At 70.7% G+C, this 15825-nt stretch carries 15 protein-coding genes; 12 read left to right on the top strand and 3 right to left on the bottom strand.

The window, feature by feature from the left end; genetic code table 11:
* The first annotated feature begins 199 nt into the window (after positions 1-199).
* From OG884_RS00715 to OG884_RS00695, 5 genes are read left to right on the top strand one after another with little or no spacing between them, the layout of a single operon-like run.
* Positions 200-1150, top strand: a complete 951-nt coding sequence (locus tag OG884_RS00715) for an STM4015 family protein (protein WP_326641073.1) — start codon at positions 200-202, stop codon at positions 1148-1150.
* On the top strand, positions 1147-2286 hold the full coding sequence (locus tag OG884_RS00710; protein ID WP_326641072.1) for an STM4014 family protein: 1140 nt from the start codon (positions 1147-1149) through the stop codon (positions 2284-2286). Before OG884_RS00715 ends, OG884_RS00710 begins: the two co-directional genes overlap by 4 nt.
* A 32-nt stretch (positions 2287-2318) precedes the next feature.
* Positions 2319-3125, top strand: a complete 807-nt coding sequence (locus OG884_RS00705) for an STM4013/SEN3800 family hydrolase (protein WP_326641070.1) — start codon at positions 2319-2321, stop codon at positions 3123-3125.
* Between the two features lie 56 nt (positions 3126-3181).
* Positions 3182-4543, top strand: a complete 1362-nt coding sequence (locus OG884_RS00700; RefSeq protein WP_326641068.1) for an STM4012 family radical SAM protein — start codon at positions 3182-3184, stop codon at positions 4541-4543.
* Positions 4540-5574 (top strand): STM4011 family radical SAM protein, encoded by a 1035-nt coding sequence (locus OG884_RS00695; protein WP_326641066.1) that lies wholly within the window; start codon positions 4540-4542, stop codon positions 5572-5574. Before OG884_RS00700 ends, OG884_RS00695 begins: the two co-directional genes overlap by 4 nt.
* Positions 5575-5607: 33 nt before the next feature.
* On the opposite strand, the gene OG884_RS00690 is transcribed toward OG884_RS00695, so the two are convergent.
* Together OG884_RS00690 and OG884_RS00685 are read right to left on the bottom strand one after the other, a co-directional pair.
* Positions 5608-6225, bottom strand: a complete 618-nt coding sequence (locus OG884_RS00690) for a TetR/AcrR family transcriptional regulator (RefSeq protein ID WP_326641064.1) — start codon at positions 6223-6225, stop codon at positions 5608-5610.
* Positions 6226-6284: 59 nt separating this feature from the next.
* Positions 6285-6635, bottom strand: coding sequence for an SbtR family transcriptional regulator (locus OG884_RS00685; RefSeq protein ID WP_326641062.1), 351 nt, complete (start codon positions 6633-6635; stop codon positions 6285-6287).
* A 9-nt stretch (positions 6636-6644) separates the two neighbouring features.
* Here OG884_RS00685 and OG884_RS00680 point away from each other — a divergent pair, with 9 nt between their 5' ends.
* Complete coding sequence (locus OG884_RS00680) at positions 6645-6905, top strand: DoxX family protein (RefSeq protein ID WP_326641060.1); 261 nt, start codon at positions 6645-6647, stop codon at positions 6903-6905.
* A gap of 143 nt (positions 6906-7048) precedes the next feature.
* On the opposite strand, the gene OG884_RS00675 is transcribed toward OG884_RS00680, so the two are convergent.
* Positions 7049-7702, bottom strand: a complete 654-nt coding sequence (locus tag OG884_RS00675; protein ID WP_326641058.1) for a biliverdin-producing heme oxygenase — start codon at positions 7700-7702, stop codon at positions 7049-7051.
* A 318-nt stretch (positions 7703-8020) separates the two neighbouring features.
* Between OG884_RS00675 and OG884_RS00670 the strand changes: the two genes are divergently transcribed.
* The 6 genes from OG884_RS00670 to OG884_RS00645 all read left to right on the top strand — a co-directional run bounded on the left by OG884_RS00670 (position 8021) and on the right by OG884_RS00645 (position 15795).
* Entirely contained in the window at positions 8021-8206 is a 186-nt protein-coding gene (locus tag OG884_RS00670; protein ID WP_326641055.1) for a hypothetical protein, read from the top strand.
* 131 nt (positions 8207-8337) lie between these two features.
* Positions 8338-9816, top strand: a complete 1479-nt coding sequence (locus OG884_RS00665) for an ABC transporter permease (protein ID WP_326641053.1) — start codon at positions 8338-8340, stop codon at positions 9814-9816.
* Positions 9813-10868, top strand: a complete 1056-nt coding sequence (locus OG884_RS00660; RefSeq protein ID WP_326641051.1) for an ABC transporter ATP-binding protein — start codon at positions 9813-9815, stop codon at positions 10866-10868. Before OG884_RS00665 ends, OG884_RS00660 begins: the two co-directional genes overlap by 4 nt.
* A gap of 520 nt (positions 10869-11388) precedes the next feature.
* Complete coding sequence (gene lon / locus OG884_RS00655) at positions 11389-13758, top strand: endopeptidase La (RefSeq protein ID WP_326641049.1); 2370 nt, start codon at positions 11389-11391, stop codon at positions 13756-13758.
* A gap of 83 nt (positions 13759-13841) precedes the next feature.
* Entirely contained in the window at positions 13842-13973 is a 132-nt protein-coding gene (locus OG884_RS00650) for a hypothetical protein (RefSeq protein WP_326641047.1), read from the top strand.
* A gap of 250 nt (positions 13974-14223) precedes the next feature.
* The gene (locus OG884_RS00645; protein WP_326639485.1) at positions 14224-15795 is read left to right on the top strand and encodes an IS1182 family transposase; all 1572 of its coding nucleotides are present in this window, start codon (positions 14224-14226) and stop codon (positions 15793-15795) included.
* Positions 15796-15825: the final 30 nt, after the last annotated feature.

The following is a 15825-nucleotide window of genomic DNA, read 5'->3' as shown; positions in this document are numbered from 1 at the left end:
GCAGGCGATACCGGAACCGAGCACCGTGGTGAGCAGAACCCGGCGTCCCGTCGCGGAATTGAGACGGATGTGACCGTTGTCCATGCCGTCCATCATCGCTGACGCCCCATGCCCGGCTGACCTGCTCGCATGATTCCGAGAATGTCGGGTGACTCTGGTAGGACGGGTCCTGCCACGTTAAGCCTGACGGGAGTTTCCGATGGACCACAGCGAGTTCAACGACGACGTCGACGGTCTCTACCGTGGAGAGTACGCGGGCCTGCCCATCGTGAGCCTGCGTCCTCCAGGGGCGCCCATGCCCGCGGCGGGCGAGGCCGCGTGGCGCCTCTCGGTCCGCGTCTACGACGCGAAGGAGACCTTCGAGGAGCACTTCGCGCGCTTCGTCGCGACCGTCGACACCACCGAGGTCAAGGCGATCATCGTCGGCGGCTGGGGCGAGGCCTACGAGAACGACGCCTCGGGTCCCATCCGGCTGCTGGCCGAGAACGCGGCGCGTCTCCCCGCGCTGCGCTCGCTCTTCCTCGGCGCGATGCCGTCGGAGGAGTGCGAGATCTCCTGGATCCAGCAGGGCGACGTCACCCCGCTGCTGGAGGCGTTCCCGCTGCTGGAGCGGCTGGAGGTCCGTGGTGGCACGGGGCTGGAGCTGCGGCCGATCCGGCATGACAGCCTCAGGATCCTCCGGTTCGAGACAGGCGGTCTGCCCCCCGCCGTGGCCAGGGCGGTCGGCGAGAGCGACTTTCCCGCGCTCGAATACCTGGAGCTCTGGCTTGGGTCGGAGAACTACGGCGGAGACACCACCGTGGCCGATCTGGAGCCCATCCTGTCCGGCGAGCGGCTGCCCGCGCTCAGGCATCTCGGCCTCCAGAACAGCGAGATCCAGGACGAGGTCGCCGCGGCCGTCGCCTCCGCCCCGGTGGTGGCCCGGCTGGAGTCGCTCGCCCAGTCGATGGGCACGCTCACCGACATGGGCGCCGAGGCACTGCTCTCCGGCCGGTCGCTGACCCACCTCAGGCGCCTGGACCTGCACCACCACTTCCTGAGCGACGCCATGGTCGAGCGCCTCAGGACGACGTTCTCCGGCGTCGAGCTCGACGTGTCCGAACAGGAGAAGCCCGACGACGACTGGTACTACGTCGCGGTCTCCGAGTGACCGCGCTCGCCGTCGTCGGCACGCCGGGGGAGCGGCGGGTGACCATGTTCGCCGACGCCTGCGTCCGGCAGGGACTGCGCGAGCCCGCGGTCCTGCCGTGGACGTCCGTGCTGCGCGGTGCGGAGATCCGGATCGAGCCGGGCACGCTGGTAAGGATCGACTCGCCAGGGGAGGACGCGGAGACGGACGAGCTGCTGCGCGGAGGCGGCGAGCCGTCCCGGGTCGGTGGTGGGGCACGCTGGCACGCCGCGTTCGTCGCCGGGGCGGCGCGGGTCCGCGAGGCGGTCGACCGGATGCCGGGGGCCGTGCTGCTCGCCGATGTCGAGGACATCTCGGTGATGTTCGACAAGCGGCGCTGTCACGCCGGGCTGTCGGCGGCCGGGGTGCCGGTGCCGCCCGCGCTTTTCGGGCCGATCCGCGGCTATGCCGAGCTGCGCGAGCGGATGGGGGAGGTGCGCTGGGGGCGGGTGTTCGTCAAACCGGCCCATGGCTCGTCGGCCTCGGGGATCGTCGCCCTGCACGCGTCGGGCGACCGGGTCAGGGCGGTGACCTCGGCGGAGCTGACCTCCGAAGGGCTGCGCAACTCCCTGCGGATCAAGGTTTATGAGAACGAGTCGGACCTGGCGGCGATCGTCGACCTGCTGGCCGGAGACGGTCTCCACGTCGAGCGCTGGTTTCCCAAGGCGAGCATCGGCGGGCGCGCGATAGACCTGAGGGTGGTCGTCGTGGACGGCACGCCCACCCACGCGGTCGTCCGTGCCGGGCGCGGCCCCATGACCAACCTGCATCTCGGTGGCACCCGGGGTGACCTCGGCGTGGTCACGGCCATGCTCGGTCCCGAGGCGTGGGCGGGGGCGCTTGAGGTCTGCGCGCGGGCGGCGGCCTGCTTCCCCGGGAGCCTGGCCGTGGGAGTCGATCTGATGGTCGGGGCCGACTGGCGGAGCCTGGCGGTGGCCGAGGTGAACGCGTTCGGCGACCTGCTGCCCCGGCTGGGGGGCCTGCCCGGAAGCGGCGCGGAGGGCCTCGACACCTACGGCGCCCAGGTCCGCGCGATCCTCGCCCGGCACTCGCGGGAGGAGCCGGAGAGCCTCGCGTCCCGGGCACCGCGACGGCTCGCCGCACGGGCGGTCCGGTGACATCGGGGGCAAGGGAAGGTCCGGTGCGTGCCATGAACGAGGTCGTGGGCAGTCACGACCTGTTGCTGGTGACGCTCGACACGCTCCGCTACGACGTGGCGGAGGAACTGCTGGCCACGGGGCGGCTGCCCACGCTGGCACGGGCGCTGCCCGGCGGGCGGTGGGAGCGCAGGCACAGCCCTGGGAGCTTCACCTACGCCGCGCACGCCGCGATCCTCGCCGGTTTCCTGCCGACCCCCGCCTCGCCGGGACCGCATCCTCGCCCGTTCGCCGCCGCGTTCCCCGGCAGCGAGACCACGGTCCCGGGCACCTGGGTGTTCGACGCGCCCGACCTGCCCGGCGGGCTGGCCGGGGCGGGCTATCACACGATCTGCGTCGGGGGAGTGGGGTTCTTCAACAAGCTGACCCCGCTCGGGTCCGTGCTGCCGGCGATGTTCGCCGAGAGCCACTGGGAGCCGGCCTTCGGGGTCACCGCTCCCGCCTCGTTCGAGGCGCAGATCGTCTGCGCCGAGAGGGCGGTGGCGGGAGTGGACGGCCCGGTGTTCCTGTTCGTCAACGTGTCGGCGCTTCACCAGCCGAACTGGTTCCACCTGCCGGGGGCCACCCGCGAGCACGGCGACAGCCGCCGGAGCCACGCCGCCGCGCTCGAATACGTCGACAGGCACATCGGCAGGCTGTTCGCGCTGATGAGCGAACGGCGGCCGGGGTTCGCGATCGTCTGCTCCGATCACGGTACCGCCTACGGTGAAGACGGATATGTCGGGCACAGGATCGGCCACGAGGTCGTCTGGACCGTGCCCTACGCGGAGTTCACGATGGAGCGGGGGCAATGGCGGTGACCACAGGTTCAGGCCGGGGGCGGGAGACGGCGGGCGGCGAGCGGCCCGTGTTCCCCATGTCCTCTGCATCCCCGGCGCGACCCGCCGATGCCGTGGCGCATGCGGGTCCGTACCAGGGCTACGTCTACGCGTACCCGCACAAGACGGCCTACCGGCCGCTGGAGGACCGGCCTTCGCTGACGGAGGTGTGGGCGGAGGAGCCCACCGACCACCTCTTCCTCTACCTGCACATCCCGTTCTGTGAGATGCGCTGCGGATTCTGCAACCTGTTCACCCGCACCGGCGCCTCCGAGGAACTCGTCGACGCCTACCTCGGTGCGCTGGCACGTCAGGCGAGGGTCGTAAGGGACGCTCTGAGCGGCCCTCGTTTCGTGGCGGCGGCCGTCGGCGGTGGCACGCCGACCTATCTCGACGCCGCCGAGCTCACCCGGATGTTCGACCTCACCGAGCGGATCATGGGCGCCGACCTGCGGGCCGTCCCGGTGGCTGTGGAGACCTCGCCGGCGACCGCGACGGCCGACCGGCTCGCGGTCCTCGCCGAGCGGGGCACGACCCGCGTCTCGATCGGCGTGCAGAGCTTCGTCGACGCCGAGGCCCGTGCGGCGGTCAGGCCGCAGAGACGGCAGGAGGTCGAGACGGCGCTCGGCCGGATCCGTGAGGCCGGATTCGAGACGCTCAACATCGACCTGATCTACGGCATCGACGGGCAGACGGAGGCATCCTGGCGTTACTCGCTGGACGCCGCGCTTGCCTGGAAACCCGAGGAGATCTACCTCTACCCCCTGTACGTCCGCCCGCTCACCGGTCTCGGCCGCCGCGCCCGCGACTGGGACGACCACCGGCTCACCCTCTACCGAGCGGGCCGCGACCACCTGCTCGCCGCGGGGTACGAGCAGGTCTCGATGCGGATGTTCCGGCTGCCGGGGCGGTCGAGCCCCGCCGAGTACACCTGCCAGAGCGACGGCATGGTCGGCCTCGGCTGCGGTGCCCGCTCCTACACCTCCGCTCTGCACCACTCCTACGAGTACGCGGTCGGCGCAGGCCAGGTGCGCGCGATCATCGACGACTACGTACGGCTGGAGACGGAGGGGTTCGCGGTCGCCAACATGGGTTTCCGGCTGGACGACGACGACCGCCGACGCCGCCACCTCATCCAGTCGCTGCTCCAGGCCGAAGGGCTCGACCCGATGGCCTACCGCGCCCGCTTCGGAGCCGGGGTCGAGACCCACTTCGGCGAGGAGCTGGAGCGCCTGGCGGAGAGGGGCCTGCTGGAGCGGGACGCGCCGCCGCCCGGAGGCACGGCGCGGCCCGGGTGGTTCCGGCTCACCGCCGAGGGCCTGGCCCACTCCGACGCGATCGGTCCCGGGCTGTTCTCCGGCAGGGTCCGCGCGCTGATGGCCGGACATGAGGAACGATGAGCACCTCAACAGACTCGCCCGGCTCGCCTGACGCTCCTGTCGCCGGAACCCGCCGCCCGCGGCTCCTGCCGCTCCTGCCGGGCGAGCCCGGTGGACCGGGACAGGGTGGACCGGGACAGGGTGGATCGGGACCGGGTGGGCCGGGTGGCCGGAGCCCCGCCGACGCCGGGGAGTCGTGCGACGGTGGCCAGGGGCGCGACCACCTGACGATCCTCTACCGGGGACCGCTGGCGAGCTGTGACTACGACTGCCCCTACTGCCCGTTCGCCAAACGACGCGACAGCCCGGGGCGGCTGAGGCGGGACCGGGTGGCGCTGGAGCGGTTCACCGCCTGGACGGCCGGGCGAGACCATCCGGTCTCGGTGCTGTTCACCCCGTGGGGCGAGGGCCTCGTCCGCTCGTGGTACCGCCGGGCGATGGTCGAGCTGAGCCACCTCCCGCACGTGCGGCGGGTCGCAATCCAGACCAACTTCAGCTGCCGCCCCGGCTGGCTGGCCGAGGCCGACCTGGACACGCTCGCCCTCTGGGTGACCTACCATCCCGGCCAGGTCACCCACGAGCGCTTTCTCACCCGCTGCCGTGACCTGGTCAGGCGTGGGGTCCGGTTCAGCGTCGGCGTCGTCGGGCTGCCCGAACACCTCGGCCACGCCCGCCGCATCCGGGCCGACCTGCCCGGGGAGGTCTACGTCTGGGTGAACGCGGCGGAGGGCGTCGCCTACACCGACGACGAGGCGGGTGCCTGGACGGCGATCGATCCGCTGTTCCGGTACAGCCGGACACCGCACCGCAGCGCGGGCCTGCCCTGTCGTACGGGCGACAGTGTGATCTCCGTCGACGGCGACGGCACCGTGCGGCGCTGCCACTTCGTCCCGGCCGTGCTCGGAAACCTCTACGAGGGCACGTTCAAGCCGAGGGCCACGGTGTGCCCGGCGGCGATTTGCGACTGCCACATCGGCTACGTGCATCTGGAGACGACCGGCCTCTACGACGTCTTCGCCGGGGGGATCCTGGAACGCATCCCCGCCCGCTGAGGTCAGGCCACCCCCCCGCACCGCCCGACGGGCTCAGCCGGCGTCCGGGGGGTGCGGGAGGGAGCCCAGGCCACGCAGCACGAACTCCAACACCATCTCCTCGGCCTCCTCGGGTGTCACCGCGCCGCTGAGCAGCGGGACCCGCTCGGCGCCGATGACGGCGAGGATGAAGCGGGAGGTGGCGGCCACGTCGAGGGTGTGGAAGTCGCCTGAGGCCACGCCGCTGTCGATGATGCCCGTCAGGATGCGCTGCATCGGCTCGACGTGGTCGGCCAGGCGCTGGTAGGCGTCGGGGCCCAGGGCGGCGGACAGGTCGGCGGGGCCGGGATGGGGGTGGGCGAGCAGCCCTTCGAGCTGGAGCCTGACGAAGACCCGCAACTGCTCGGCGGAGGAGGCCCGCTCGGGCAGTTCCCGCTCGTAGCCGTCGATGAAGTAGTGCGTCACCCGCTCGGTGAAGGCCAGCAGCAGCGCGGCCTTGTCGGGGAAGTAGTTGTACAGAACGGTGCGGGTGATCTCGGCCTCGCTCGCCACGTCGGTCATGGAGATGGCGTCGATGCCCTGCTCCCGGGAGAGACGTGAGACCGCACGCAGGATGCGGTCCTGTGTCTGGGCGCGGTGCTCGCCGATGGTAGCGGCCGAAATCCGGGGCATGGCCCCATGGTCGCACAGTGCCGCAGCCCCGGTCAGGTCGTCCGCGTCCGGCCGCGAGGTCAGCGCTGGGGGCGGGTCGCGATCATGGCGGTGTGCAGGTCCTTGGTGCTGGGGGCCGGGGGGAGCGGGAGGCCGGCGCGGTCGGTGCGGCAGGCGTCGAGGATCAGGCCGATCAGTCGCCGCCACGCCTGAGGGGCGGCGTAGCGCGTGGAGCCGAGCACTCCGGCGTTGGCCATCATGATCAGCATAAGATCCTGGCCGGTGAAGTCGGCGCGTAGCGTCCCGGAACGGCGGGCCCGCTCGATCACCCGGTCGATCGCCGCCATCGCCCGCGCTCTCGGTGCCTCCAGCGCGGCTCCGGGGAAGCAGGTGGTGAGAGCCTCGGTCACCCCCTGGTCGGCGGCCTGCATCCCGCAGACGTGTTCGACCAGCCCGGCGAACGCCTCCCAGGGGTCGTCGGCGAGCTCCGCCGCCTCGGGATCGGGCTGATCCTGCCCGCTCTCACCGGCGTCCTGCCCGTGCTGACCCCGCTCGCCGCCGCCGGCCTGGTGGTCACGATGATCGGCGCCATCATCGTGCACGTCCGGCGCAAGGAGTATTCGGCACTCGTGATGAACCTGGTGCTCCTCGTGCTGGCCGCCTTCGTGGCCTGGGGGCGTTTCGGGCCGTACGCCTTCTGAGCACCGTACGTCTTTGAGGGCCTTTGCCGGGACCGTGCGATTTCCGAAGGTCCAGCGCCTCCTGGAGGGCGCCGGACAGCTGAACGCTCCGGTGCGGAGACATCCGTGCCGGAGCGTTCTCTCGTGCTGTGGGACGACCGGGTTCAGGCGGCGACCTCGGACCGGGCCACCCGGCCGAGCTCGCCCAGGACCTCGGTGTTGAGCAGGTAGGCGAGCTTGGTCTCGCGGATCAGACGCTGCTTCTCGGCCTCGTCCAGGGGCAGCGCGTCCAGCCGGGCCCGGTACTCGTTCTTGAAACGGGGCAGGCTGCCGATCTCGTCGAACAGGTAGAAGTCGATGCCGCCACCCGGCTGGTAGCCGTAGATCTTCTGCAGCTCCATCCGGATGAACTGCCCGCCGGACAGGTCACCCATGTAGCGGGTGTAGTGGTGGGCGATGTAGCCGGCCGGCCAGGTGGCGACCTGGTTGATGCGGGCGACCAGGGTCAGGGTCGGCTTGGAGGGCTCGATCCTGGACCGCCAGCCGGACCCGTAGATCGTCTCCAGGTCGCGGACCAGGGCCTCCTCCCGGTAGAGCTCGGGAAAGACGAACGGTGCCGCGACGGGGTCCTCGGCGAGCGACCGTGAGGCGCCGTCCAGGGCCACGTAGGCGAAGTAGTGCTGGGCGACCATCTCGCCGTACGCCTCGGGGGTGAGCTGGCCCGCCATCAGGGCCTTGAGGTAGCTCTCATCCTCGGCGGATTCGTGGTCGCCCCAGGTGGCGTTTCTGAGGACTTCGGAGAACGGTGACTCACTCATGATCACTCCGCGGCGAGGAAACTTTTCATGACACAGTGTCACAAAAATCGCGCCACCTCGTCAAGCCGATGACGACACCTTGTCATTAAACCGGCCGTCCTTCGCGTCGAGTTCGGGTGGGACGCGCGGGGACGGGCTTCTTGGCGCGAGCGGGTGGGGCCTGTCGCAGGGAGCCGGGCGCGTCGGATGGTGCCGTGGCCTCCGAGGGGGGTGCCTTCGCCGCCAATCTACCCTTAGGTTAGGCTCGGCTAACTTTTACAGCGTTGTCGTTGAAACCGTGGTCGGACTCCTCCCGATCGACAGAAGGAAAACACCGCCATGCCCGTTGAACTCCCCAAAGCTGTGCTCGCACCGGCAGCGGGAGCCCTGCTGTCCGGGATCACCGCCTGCGGAAACGAGTCCGACAGCGGTTCCACCGCTGCCGGCGCCGCGAACGACAAGAAGATCACCGTTTGCGGCGGCCGCAGCGAGTCGCCGGTCAAGGGATCAGGACTCCTCCCCTGACCACGCGACCACATCTCGCCAGGCGGGTCCGCCGCGACGGACCCGCCCTACGGCCGTTCGGTCGTATCCTGCCGACGGGCGGGCGTCCTCGCCGGCCGCTACTGCTCGCCCTGTCGGTACTGGCCGTCGCGGTGGCCCTCATCCCGGTGCTCTACCTCGGCGTGCGGACGGCCGAAGCGGGCTGGAAGCGTATCGCCGAGGAGGTGTTCACCGCGCGGGTCGCGCTGCTCGCGCTCCGCACCCTCGGCCTGGCCGCGGTGGTGAGCGCCGGGTGCCTCGTGCTGGGGGTCGGTTCGGCGTTCCTGGTCGTACGGACCGATCTGCCCGCCAGGCGCGCGTTCGCGGTCCTGGCGGCCCTGCCACTCGCGGTACCGACCTACATCGCGGCATTCGCGTGGAGATCGACCGTTGACGGGTTCGAGGGCTTCTGGGCGGCGGCGCTGGTGCTGACGCTGTGCTCCTATCCCTACGTCTTCCTGCCCGTCGCCGCGGCGCTCAAGGGCGCCGACCCGGCCCAGGAGGAGGTGTCCCGATCACTGGGCAGAAACGCCTGGCGCACCTTCACCGGTGTGACACTGCGGCAGGTCCGTCCCGCGGTCGCGGGTGGCGCGCTTCTGGTGGCGCTGTACGTTCTGTCGGACTTCGGCGCGGTGTCGATCGTGCGGGCCGACACCTTCACCCGGGCCATCTTCGTCGCCTTCGACCTGGGCTTCGACCGAACCGGAGCGCTGGTGCTGTCAAGTGTGCTCGTCATCTTGACGATGCTCATACTCGCGGGTGAGACGGCGAGCCGCCAACGCGGTGCCCGCTACGCTCATCTGGGCGCTACTCGCCGGGCCCCGGCCAGGTTCCGCCTCGTCCGGACGCGCTGGCCCGCCACCTTCATGCTGCTCGTTCTCGCGGGGCTCTCCATCGGCGTCACCGTGGTGAGCCTCGGCCACCGGATGATCGAGGGTGTCTCGCGGCCGGGGACCTGGTCCGAGGTGGCCGACGCCGCGGGCAACTCGCTCTGGCTCTCCTTCGCGGGCACCGTGCTCACCGTGCTGCTCGCGCTGCCACTGGGCGTGCTCACCGCCAAGGCGCCAAGCCTGCTGACCGCACTGCTCGATCGTCTCGGCTACCTCAGCCACGCCCTGCCCGGCCTGGTCATCGGCCTTTCCCTGGTCTCCTTCGGGATCAGCCTCGCCTATCCGATCTACCAGACGACCTGGCTGCTCGCGCTCGGCTACGTCGCCCTGTTCCTCCCGCTGGCGGTGGCCGCGGTCACCGCGGCGGCGGCACAGGCGCCCCCCGTCCTGGACGACGTCGCCCGCTCACTGGGCCGGGGACCGCTGGCCGTGCTGCGTACGGTGACCCTGCCCCTCACCCTGCCCGGCATCGGGGCCGGTGCCGCGCTGGCCTTCCTGGCCTGCATGAAGGAACTGCCCGCTACACTCCTTTTGCGGCCGACCGGTATCGACACCCTCGCCACCGAACTGTGGACGCACACCACCGTGGCGGCCTATGCCGCCGCTGCCCCCTACGCGGCGTTGCTCGTGCTGCTGTCATCGGTGCCCGCGTGGCTGCTCACCTCGCGCACCGGCATCCTCACCCGGGAGTCCACCAGATGAGCCGGCTGGAACTGCGCGGTATCGCCAAGAAGTACGGAACGATGACCGCGCTCGCCGGGGTCGACCTCACCGTGCCGAGCGGCACCCTGACCGCCGTACTCGGCCCTTCGGGCTGTGGCAAGACGACCCTGCTGCGCTGTGTGGCGGGTTTCGAACGGCTCGATGCCGGTGAGATCGCCGTTGATGGGCGGACTGTCGCAGGCCCGGGAGTGCACACATCCCCAGAACGCCGGCATATCGTCACCGTCCCGCAGGAGGGCGCGCTCTTCCCGCACCTGTCGGTGGGCGACAACATCGGGTACGGCCTGAACCGGGAGGAACGGCGTTCTGGCCGCATCGAGGAAGTGCTCACCCTGGTGGGCCTGTCCGGACAGGGCGAGCGGATGCCACATCACCTGTCCGGCGGACAGCAGCAGCGCGTGGCGGTCGCCAGGGCGCTGGCACCGCGCCCCTCCCTCATCCTGCTCGACGAGCCGTTCAGCGCGCTGGACGCCGGGTTACGCGTCGAACTGCGGCGCGATGTGCGCGACGCGCTGCGAGCCGACGGGGCGACCGCCATCCTCGTCACCCACGACCAGGGCGAGGCCCTCTCCAGCGCCGATCAGGTCGCGGTGATGCGCGACGGCCTGGTCATCCAGAGCGGACCGGCGGTCGGCGTCTATCGGGAACCGGTGGACCCATGGGTGGCGGCATTCGTGGGCGACGCGGTGTTCCTGCCCGCCGGAACCGGTATCGGCCCAGGTACGGGTGACGCCGTGCTGTCCACGGCACTCGGTCCCATCCCGGTGGGCGAGGTACCGGCAGGGACCGGTGCCCTCACCGCCATGGTGCGCCCCGAACAGATTCGCATCACCACGGCATCGGCCCGCCCGGCGGTGGCCGCGACCGTGATCGGTTACGACTTTCACGGCCATGACGCGGTCGTCACACTCCGGCTCGCCGATGACACACGGATCATCGCGCGAGTGCCCGGCCACGCGGCCCCGGTGACGGCGGGAGCCGCTGTCGGGGTGCTCGTGGAAGGAACATGTCAGGCCTGGCGTGGGGCTTGAGGAACAGCGCGCACGCCGGTTGTCCGTGATGGAGGCGGGTGCGCGGCGCGTGCGCATCCGGTAAAACGAACGGTTTGTCGTGCCGCGGACGGGTTGCGCGCCGTCGTTGGCCGTTCCCGGCCCGGCACCGGTGGCGCGGTGTCGCGAGGGCCTGCCGATCGTTTCCGTTGACGGGAAAAGTCCCTCGTCGCTCCAGGTGGGATCGCGGAGCAGGAAGGCGACGAGGGGGAGTGAGCTGGGGCCGTCCTATTCTGTGGCGGCCTGTAGCGGAGTGGCGCCGAGGGGGCCGGTCTCGGGTGGTGTGAAGTCATGGTCCGCGGTAGGTCGCCGAGCGCCGGGAGTATCGCGATCGACCGAGCAGATCGATGGCCTGCTCGGCCTGCTGCGCGGTGATGGACTTCTTCCGGCAGGATGACAGAAATTACACAATTACGATCGCTCACAGCGAACACGCTCAACCTCGGGAACATTCTCAGGCTCCCATTAATTGAGTGAGTACAACTCAACCCTTGGAGTTCACATGAGTGAGAGCTTGATCCTCCCGGTCCTGCCGCTCGACGACGAGGTCGTGCTGCCGGGCATGGTGGTTCCGCTTGACCTGTCGGAGACCGAGGTCCGGGCTGCGATCGACGCGGCTCAGGCTCTCGCTGACAACAAGCCCGAAGTCCTGCTCGTTCCCCGGATCGACGGAAGATACGGCTCGGTGGGCGTCCGGGCGATCGTCGAGCAGGTGGGCAGGCTGCCGGGCGGCGAGCCCGCCGCCGTGGTGCGCGGTGTCGACCGGGTCCGCGTGGGCACCGGCACGACCGGGCCGGGCGCGGCCCTGTGGGTGCAGGCCACCCGGGTTCCCGCCGTCGCGGCGGACGAGCGCGCCCACGAGCTGGCGAAGGCGTACAAGGCGCTGGCCACCACGATCCTGCAGAAGCGGGGCGCCTGGCAGGTCGTCGACGCGGTCAACCAGATGGACGACCCGTCGATCCTGGCCGACAACTCCGGTTACGCCCCCTGGCTGAGCACCTCGCGCAAGGCCGAGATCCTGGAGACCGCGGACCCGGCCGACCGGTTGGAGAAGCTGGTCGAGTGGTCGCGCGAGCACCTGGCCGAGATCGACGTGGCCGAGACGATCCGCAAGGACGTCCAGGAGGGCATGGAGAAGCAGCAGCGTGAGTTCCTGCTCCGCCGGCAGCTCGCCGCGGTCCGCAAGGAGCTCGCCGAGCTGAACGGCGACACCGCCGCCTCCGAGGAGGAGGACTACCGCTCCCGCGTCGAGGCCGCCGACCTGCCGGAAAAGGTGCGTCAGGCCGCGCTTAAGGAGGTCGACAAGCTGGAACGGACCTCTGACCAGTCTCCCGAGACCGGCTGGATCCGCACCTGGCTCGACACCGTTCTCGACATCCCGTGGAACGAGCGGACCGAGGACTCGTACGACATCGCCGCGGCCCGCGCCGTCCTCGACACCGACCACACCGGCCTCGAGGACGTCAAGGACCGCATCATCGAATACCTCGCGGTCCGCGGGCGCAGGGCCGAGAAGGGGCTCGGCGTGGTCGGCGGCCGTCGCAGCGGCGCCGTGCTTGCGCTGGCCGGCCCGCCCGGGGTCGGCAAGACCTCCCTCGGTGAGTCCGTCGCCCGTGCGATGGGCCGCAAGTTCGTCCGGGTCGCCCTCGGCGGTGTCCGGGACGAGGCCGAGATCCGCGGTCACCGGCGTACCTACGTCGGCGCCCAGTCGGGCCGGATCGTCCGCGCCATCCGGGAGGCCGGCTCGATGAACCCGGTCGTGCTGCTCGACGAGGTCGACAAGGTCGGCTCCGATTACCGGGGCGACCCGACGGCCGCGCTGCTCGAGGTGCTCGACCCGGCGCAGAACCACACCTTCCGTGACCACTACCTGGAGGTGGAGCTCGACCTCAGCGACGTGCTCTTCCTGGCGACCGCCAACGTGCTGGAGGCCATCCCCGGCCCGCTGCTGGACCGCATGGAGATCGTGACGCTCGATGGCTATACCGAGGACGAGAAGGTCGCCATCGCCCGTGACCATCTGCTCCCGCGCCAGCTCGACAAGGCCGGCCTCACCGCCGAGGACGTCACGGTCGACGAGGACGCGCTGCGCAGGCTCGCGGGTGAGTACACCAGGGAGGCCGGGGTCCGGTCCCTGGAGCGCTCGATCGCCAGGATTCTGCGCAAGGTGACGGCCAATGTCGCGCTCGGTGAGGGCGAGCTGCCCGTGGTGGTGGGGGACCTGGTCCCCTATCTGGGCCGCCCGCGTAACGTGCCGGAGTCCTCGCTTCCCGAGTCCAGCCAGCGCACGGCGGTTCCCGGTGTGGCGACCGGTCTGGCGGTCACCGGGGCGGGAGGTGACGTGCTCTACGTGGAGGCGTCCCTGGCCGACCCCGAGACCGGTGACACCGGCCTGACCCTGACCGGCCAGCTCGGCGACGTCATGAAGGAGTCGGCCCGGATCGCGCTCTCCTACCTGCGCTCGCGGGGCGCGGAGCTGGAGCTGCCCGTCGGTTCCCTCAAGGACCGCTCGGTGCACGTCCACTTCCCGGCCGGAGCCGTTCCCAAGGACGGCCCGTCCGCGGGCGTCACCTTGATCACGGCCCTGGCCTCGCTGCTGTCGGGCCGTCAGGTCCGCGCCGACGTGGCCATGACCGGCGAGGTCTCCCTCACCGGCCGGGTGCTCCCGATCGGCGGGGTCAAGCAGAAGCTGCTGGCCGCCCACCGGGCGGGCATCACGACGGTGCTGATCCCGGCGCGCAACGAGCCCGACCTGGACGATGTCCCGCAGGCCGTCCGCGACGAGCTCACCGTTCACGCGGTGAGCGACGTGCGCGAGGTCCTGGACATCGCGCTCACCCCGGCCAAGGTGGCCGAGCACATCGCCGCCTGACCCACGGCCCGCACCACGGCCCGCCCCCTCACCGGAGGGGGCGGGCCGTCCGGCTGCCCGATCTGGCGGCCAAGGGCCGGCTCATGTCGTACGGGGAGACCAAGGGCCGCTTCTACGCGCCGGGGGCGAGGATGCGGGCGATCAAGGACGACTTCGCCCAGCGGATCGTCCCGCTACGGGATCCGTACTGGCATGACCAGCGCTTCGTTCCGTAGACCGAACTTGAGGGCGAGGCCGGCACCGACCACCTCGCCGCCTGGTTCGCCGCTCGCTGGGGCACCGCCGCCGCGACCGTCAACGCCCGCCTGGACGCGCTGAGGCGGCGAACGGCAGAGCTACTCCCCCTGGTCGCACGAACCCGAGCGGTGGGCAGTGAACCGGGGGCGAGGAGGGTCCGGGCTAGAAGTGCACTGAAAATCTTGCGTTCTGGTCCCGCCTCGGATGATTCGGGGCCAGACTCGTTGCGTGCAGGGTGAATGGGCTGGAGAACCGGTAGGGCCGGATGTGTGGCAGACCTGCCGGGAGCTGATCCCAGCCGGGAGCGTTTTCGCGTTCCTGGCCGAACATCGGCAGACGCTGTTCCCAGCAGACATGTTCACGGACATGTATCCCTCGGCGAACGGGCGGCCGAGCATGCCGCCGCAGGTGCTCGCCACAGTGATCGTCCTGCAGAGCCTGCACGGGCTGTCGGACTTCGAGACGGTTCAGGAACTGCGTTGTGACCTGAGGTGGAAGGCCGCCTGCGGCCTGGGTCTGTACGACACCGCGTTCGACCCGTCGCTGTTGACCTACTTCCGACGGCGCCTGCAGCGCTCGGCCGATCCGAACCGGCTGTTCACCAAGGTCAGGGAAGTCGTCGCGGCCACCGGCGTCCTCAAAGGCAGGCAGCGCCGGGCGTTGGACTCCACCGTGCTGGACGACGCGGTCGCCACCCAGGACACCGTCACCCAGCTCATCGCCGCGATCCGCCGGGTCATCCGCGACGTCCCCGGCGCCGAGCCGGTCGCCGCCCAGTGGTGCACCGCCCACGACTACACCGACCCCGGCAAGCCGAAGATCGCCTGGAACGACCAGCAGGCGCGGGACACACTGGTCGACGCCCTGGTCACCGACGCCCTTAATCTCATCGCTCACGTGCCCGGCCAACCGCTCGGCGAGACGGCGGCAGGCGCCCTCGGACTGCTGGCACTGGTCGCAGGACAAGACGTCGAGCCCGCCGACGGCTCCGACGGCCGATGGCGGATCGCCCGGCGCACCGCCCACGACCGCATCGTGTCCACGGTCGACCCCGAGGCCCGCCACATCCACAAGAACCGCACCCGCCACCAGGACGGCTTTCGCGCACATGCCGCGTTCGAGCCCGAGGCGGGGCTGTTCACCGAGGTCGCCCTCACCGCGGGCAGCGGCGCGGACAACCACGAGGCCGCCGTCGCCCGAAGCCTCCTCGCCGGCGACGACGATGCCCTGACGGTACTGGGCGACACCGCCTACGGCACCGGCGACCTGCGACAGACCCTCCAAGCCGACGGCCACACCCTGGTGATCAAGCCGCCGCCGCTACGCCAAGCCGTCCCCGGCGGCTTCACCACCGACGATTTCCAGGTCGACACCCAAACCGGCCGCGTCACCTGCCCGGCAGGCCACACCAAAACCCTCGGCCGCCCGCTGGCAGGTGGTAACCGCCAGGCCCAGTTCAAGATCCTGTGCCGCACCTGCCCACTGCGCGAACGCTGCACCACGTCCAAGACCGGACGCACCTTCAACGTCCACCCCCACTATGACCTCCTCAAAACCGCCCGGCAGCAGGCCGCCACCAGTCAGCGATGGCAGCAGGAGTACCGCCGCTGGCGACCACCCGTCGAACGCGCCATCGCCTGGCTGGTCGCCAAAGGCAACCGTCGCGTTCCCTACCGCGGCGTCCTCAAGAACAACATCTGGCTCCACAACCGCGCTGCCGCACTCAACCTCCGCCGCCTCATCAACCTCGGACTCACCCACACAGGCGGCGCCTGGGCACTGAACCCCGCCACTGCATAAGCCGCCGGGGCGCCTGCTCCGCGCCGATAT

This window comes from Streptosporangium sp. NBC_01755 (assembly GCF_035917995.1).
Taxonomy (GTDB): Bacteria; Actinomycetota; Actinomycetes; order Streptosporangiales; family Streptosporangiaceae; genus Streptosporangium.
This window is presented reverse-complemented; position numbering and strand designations above follow the sequence as displayed.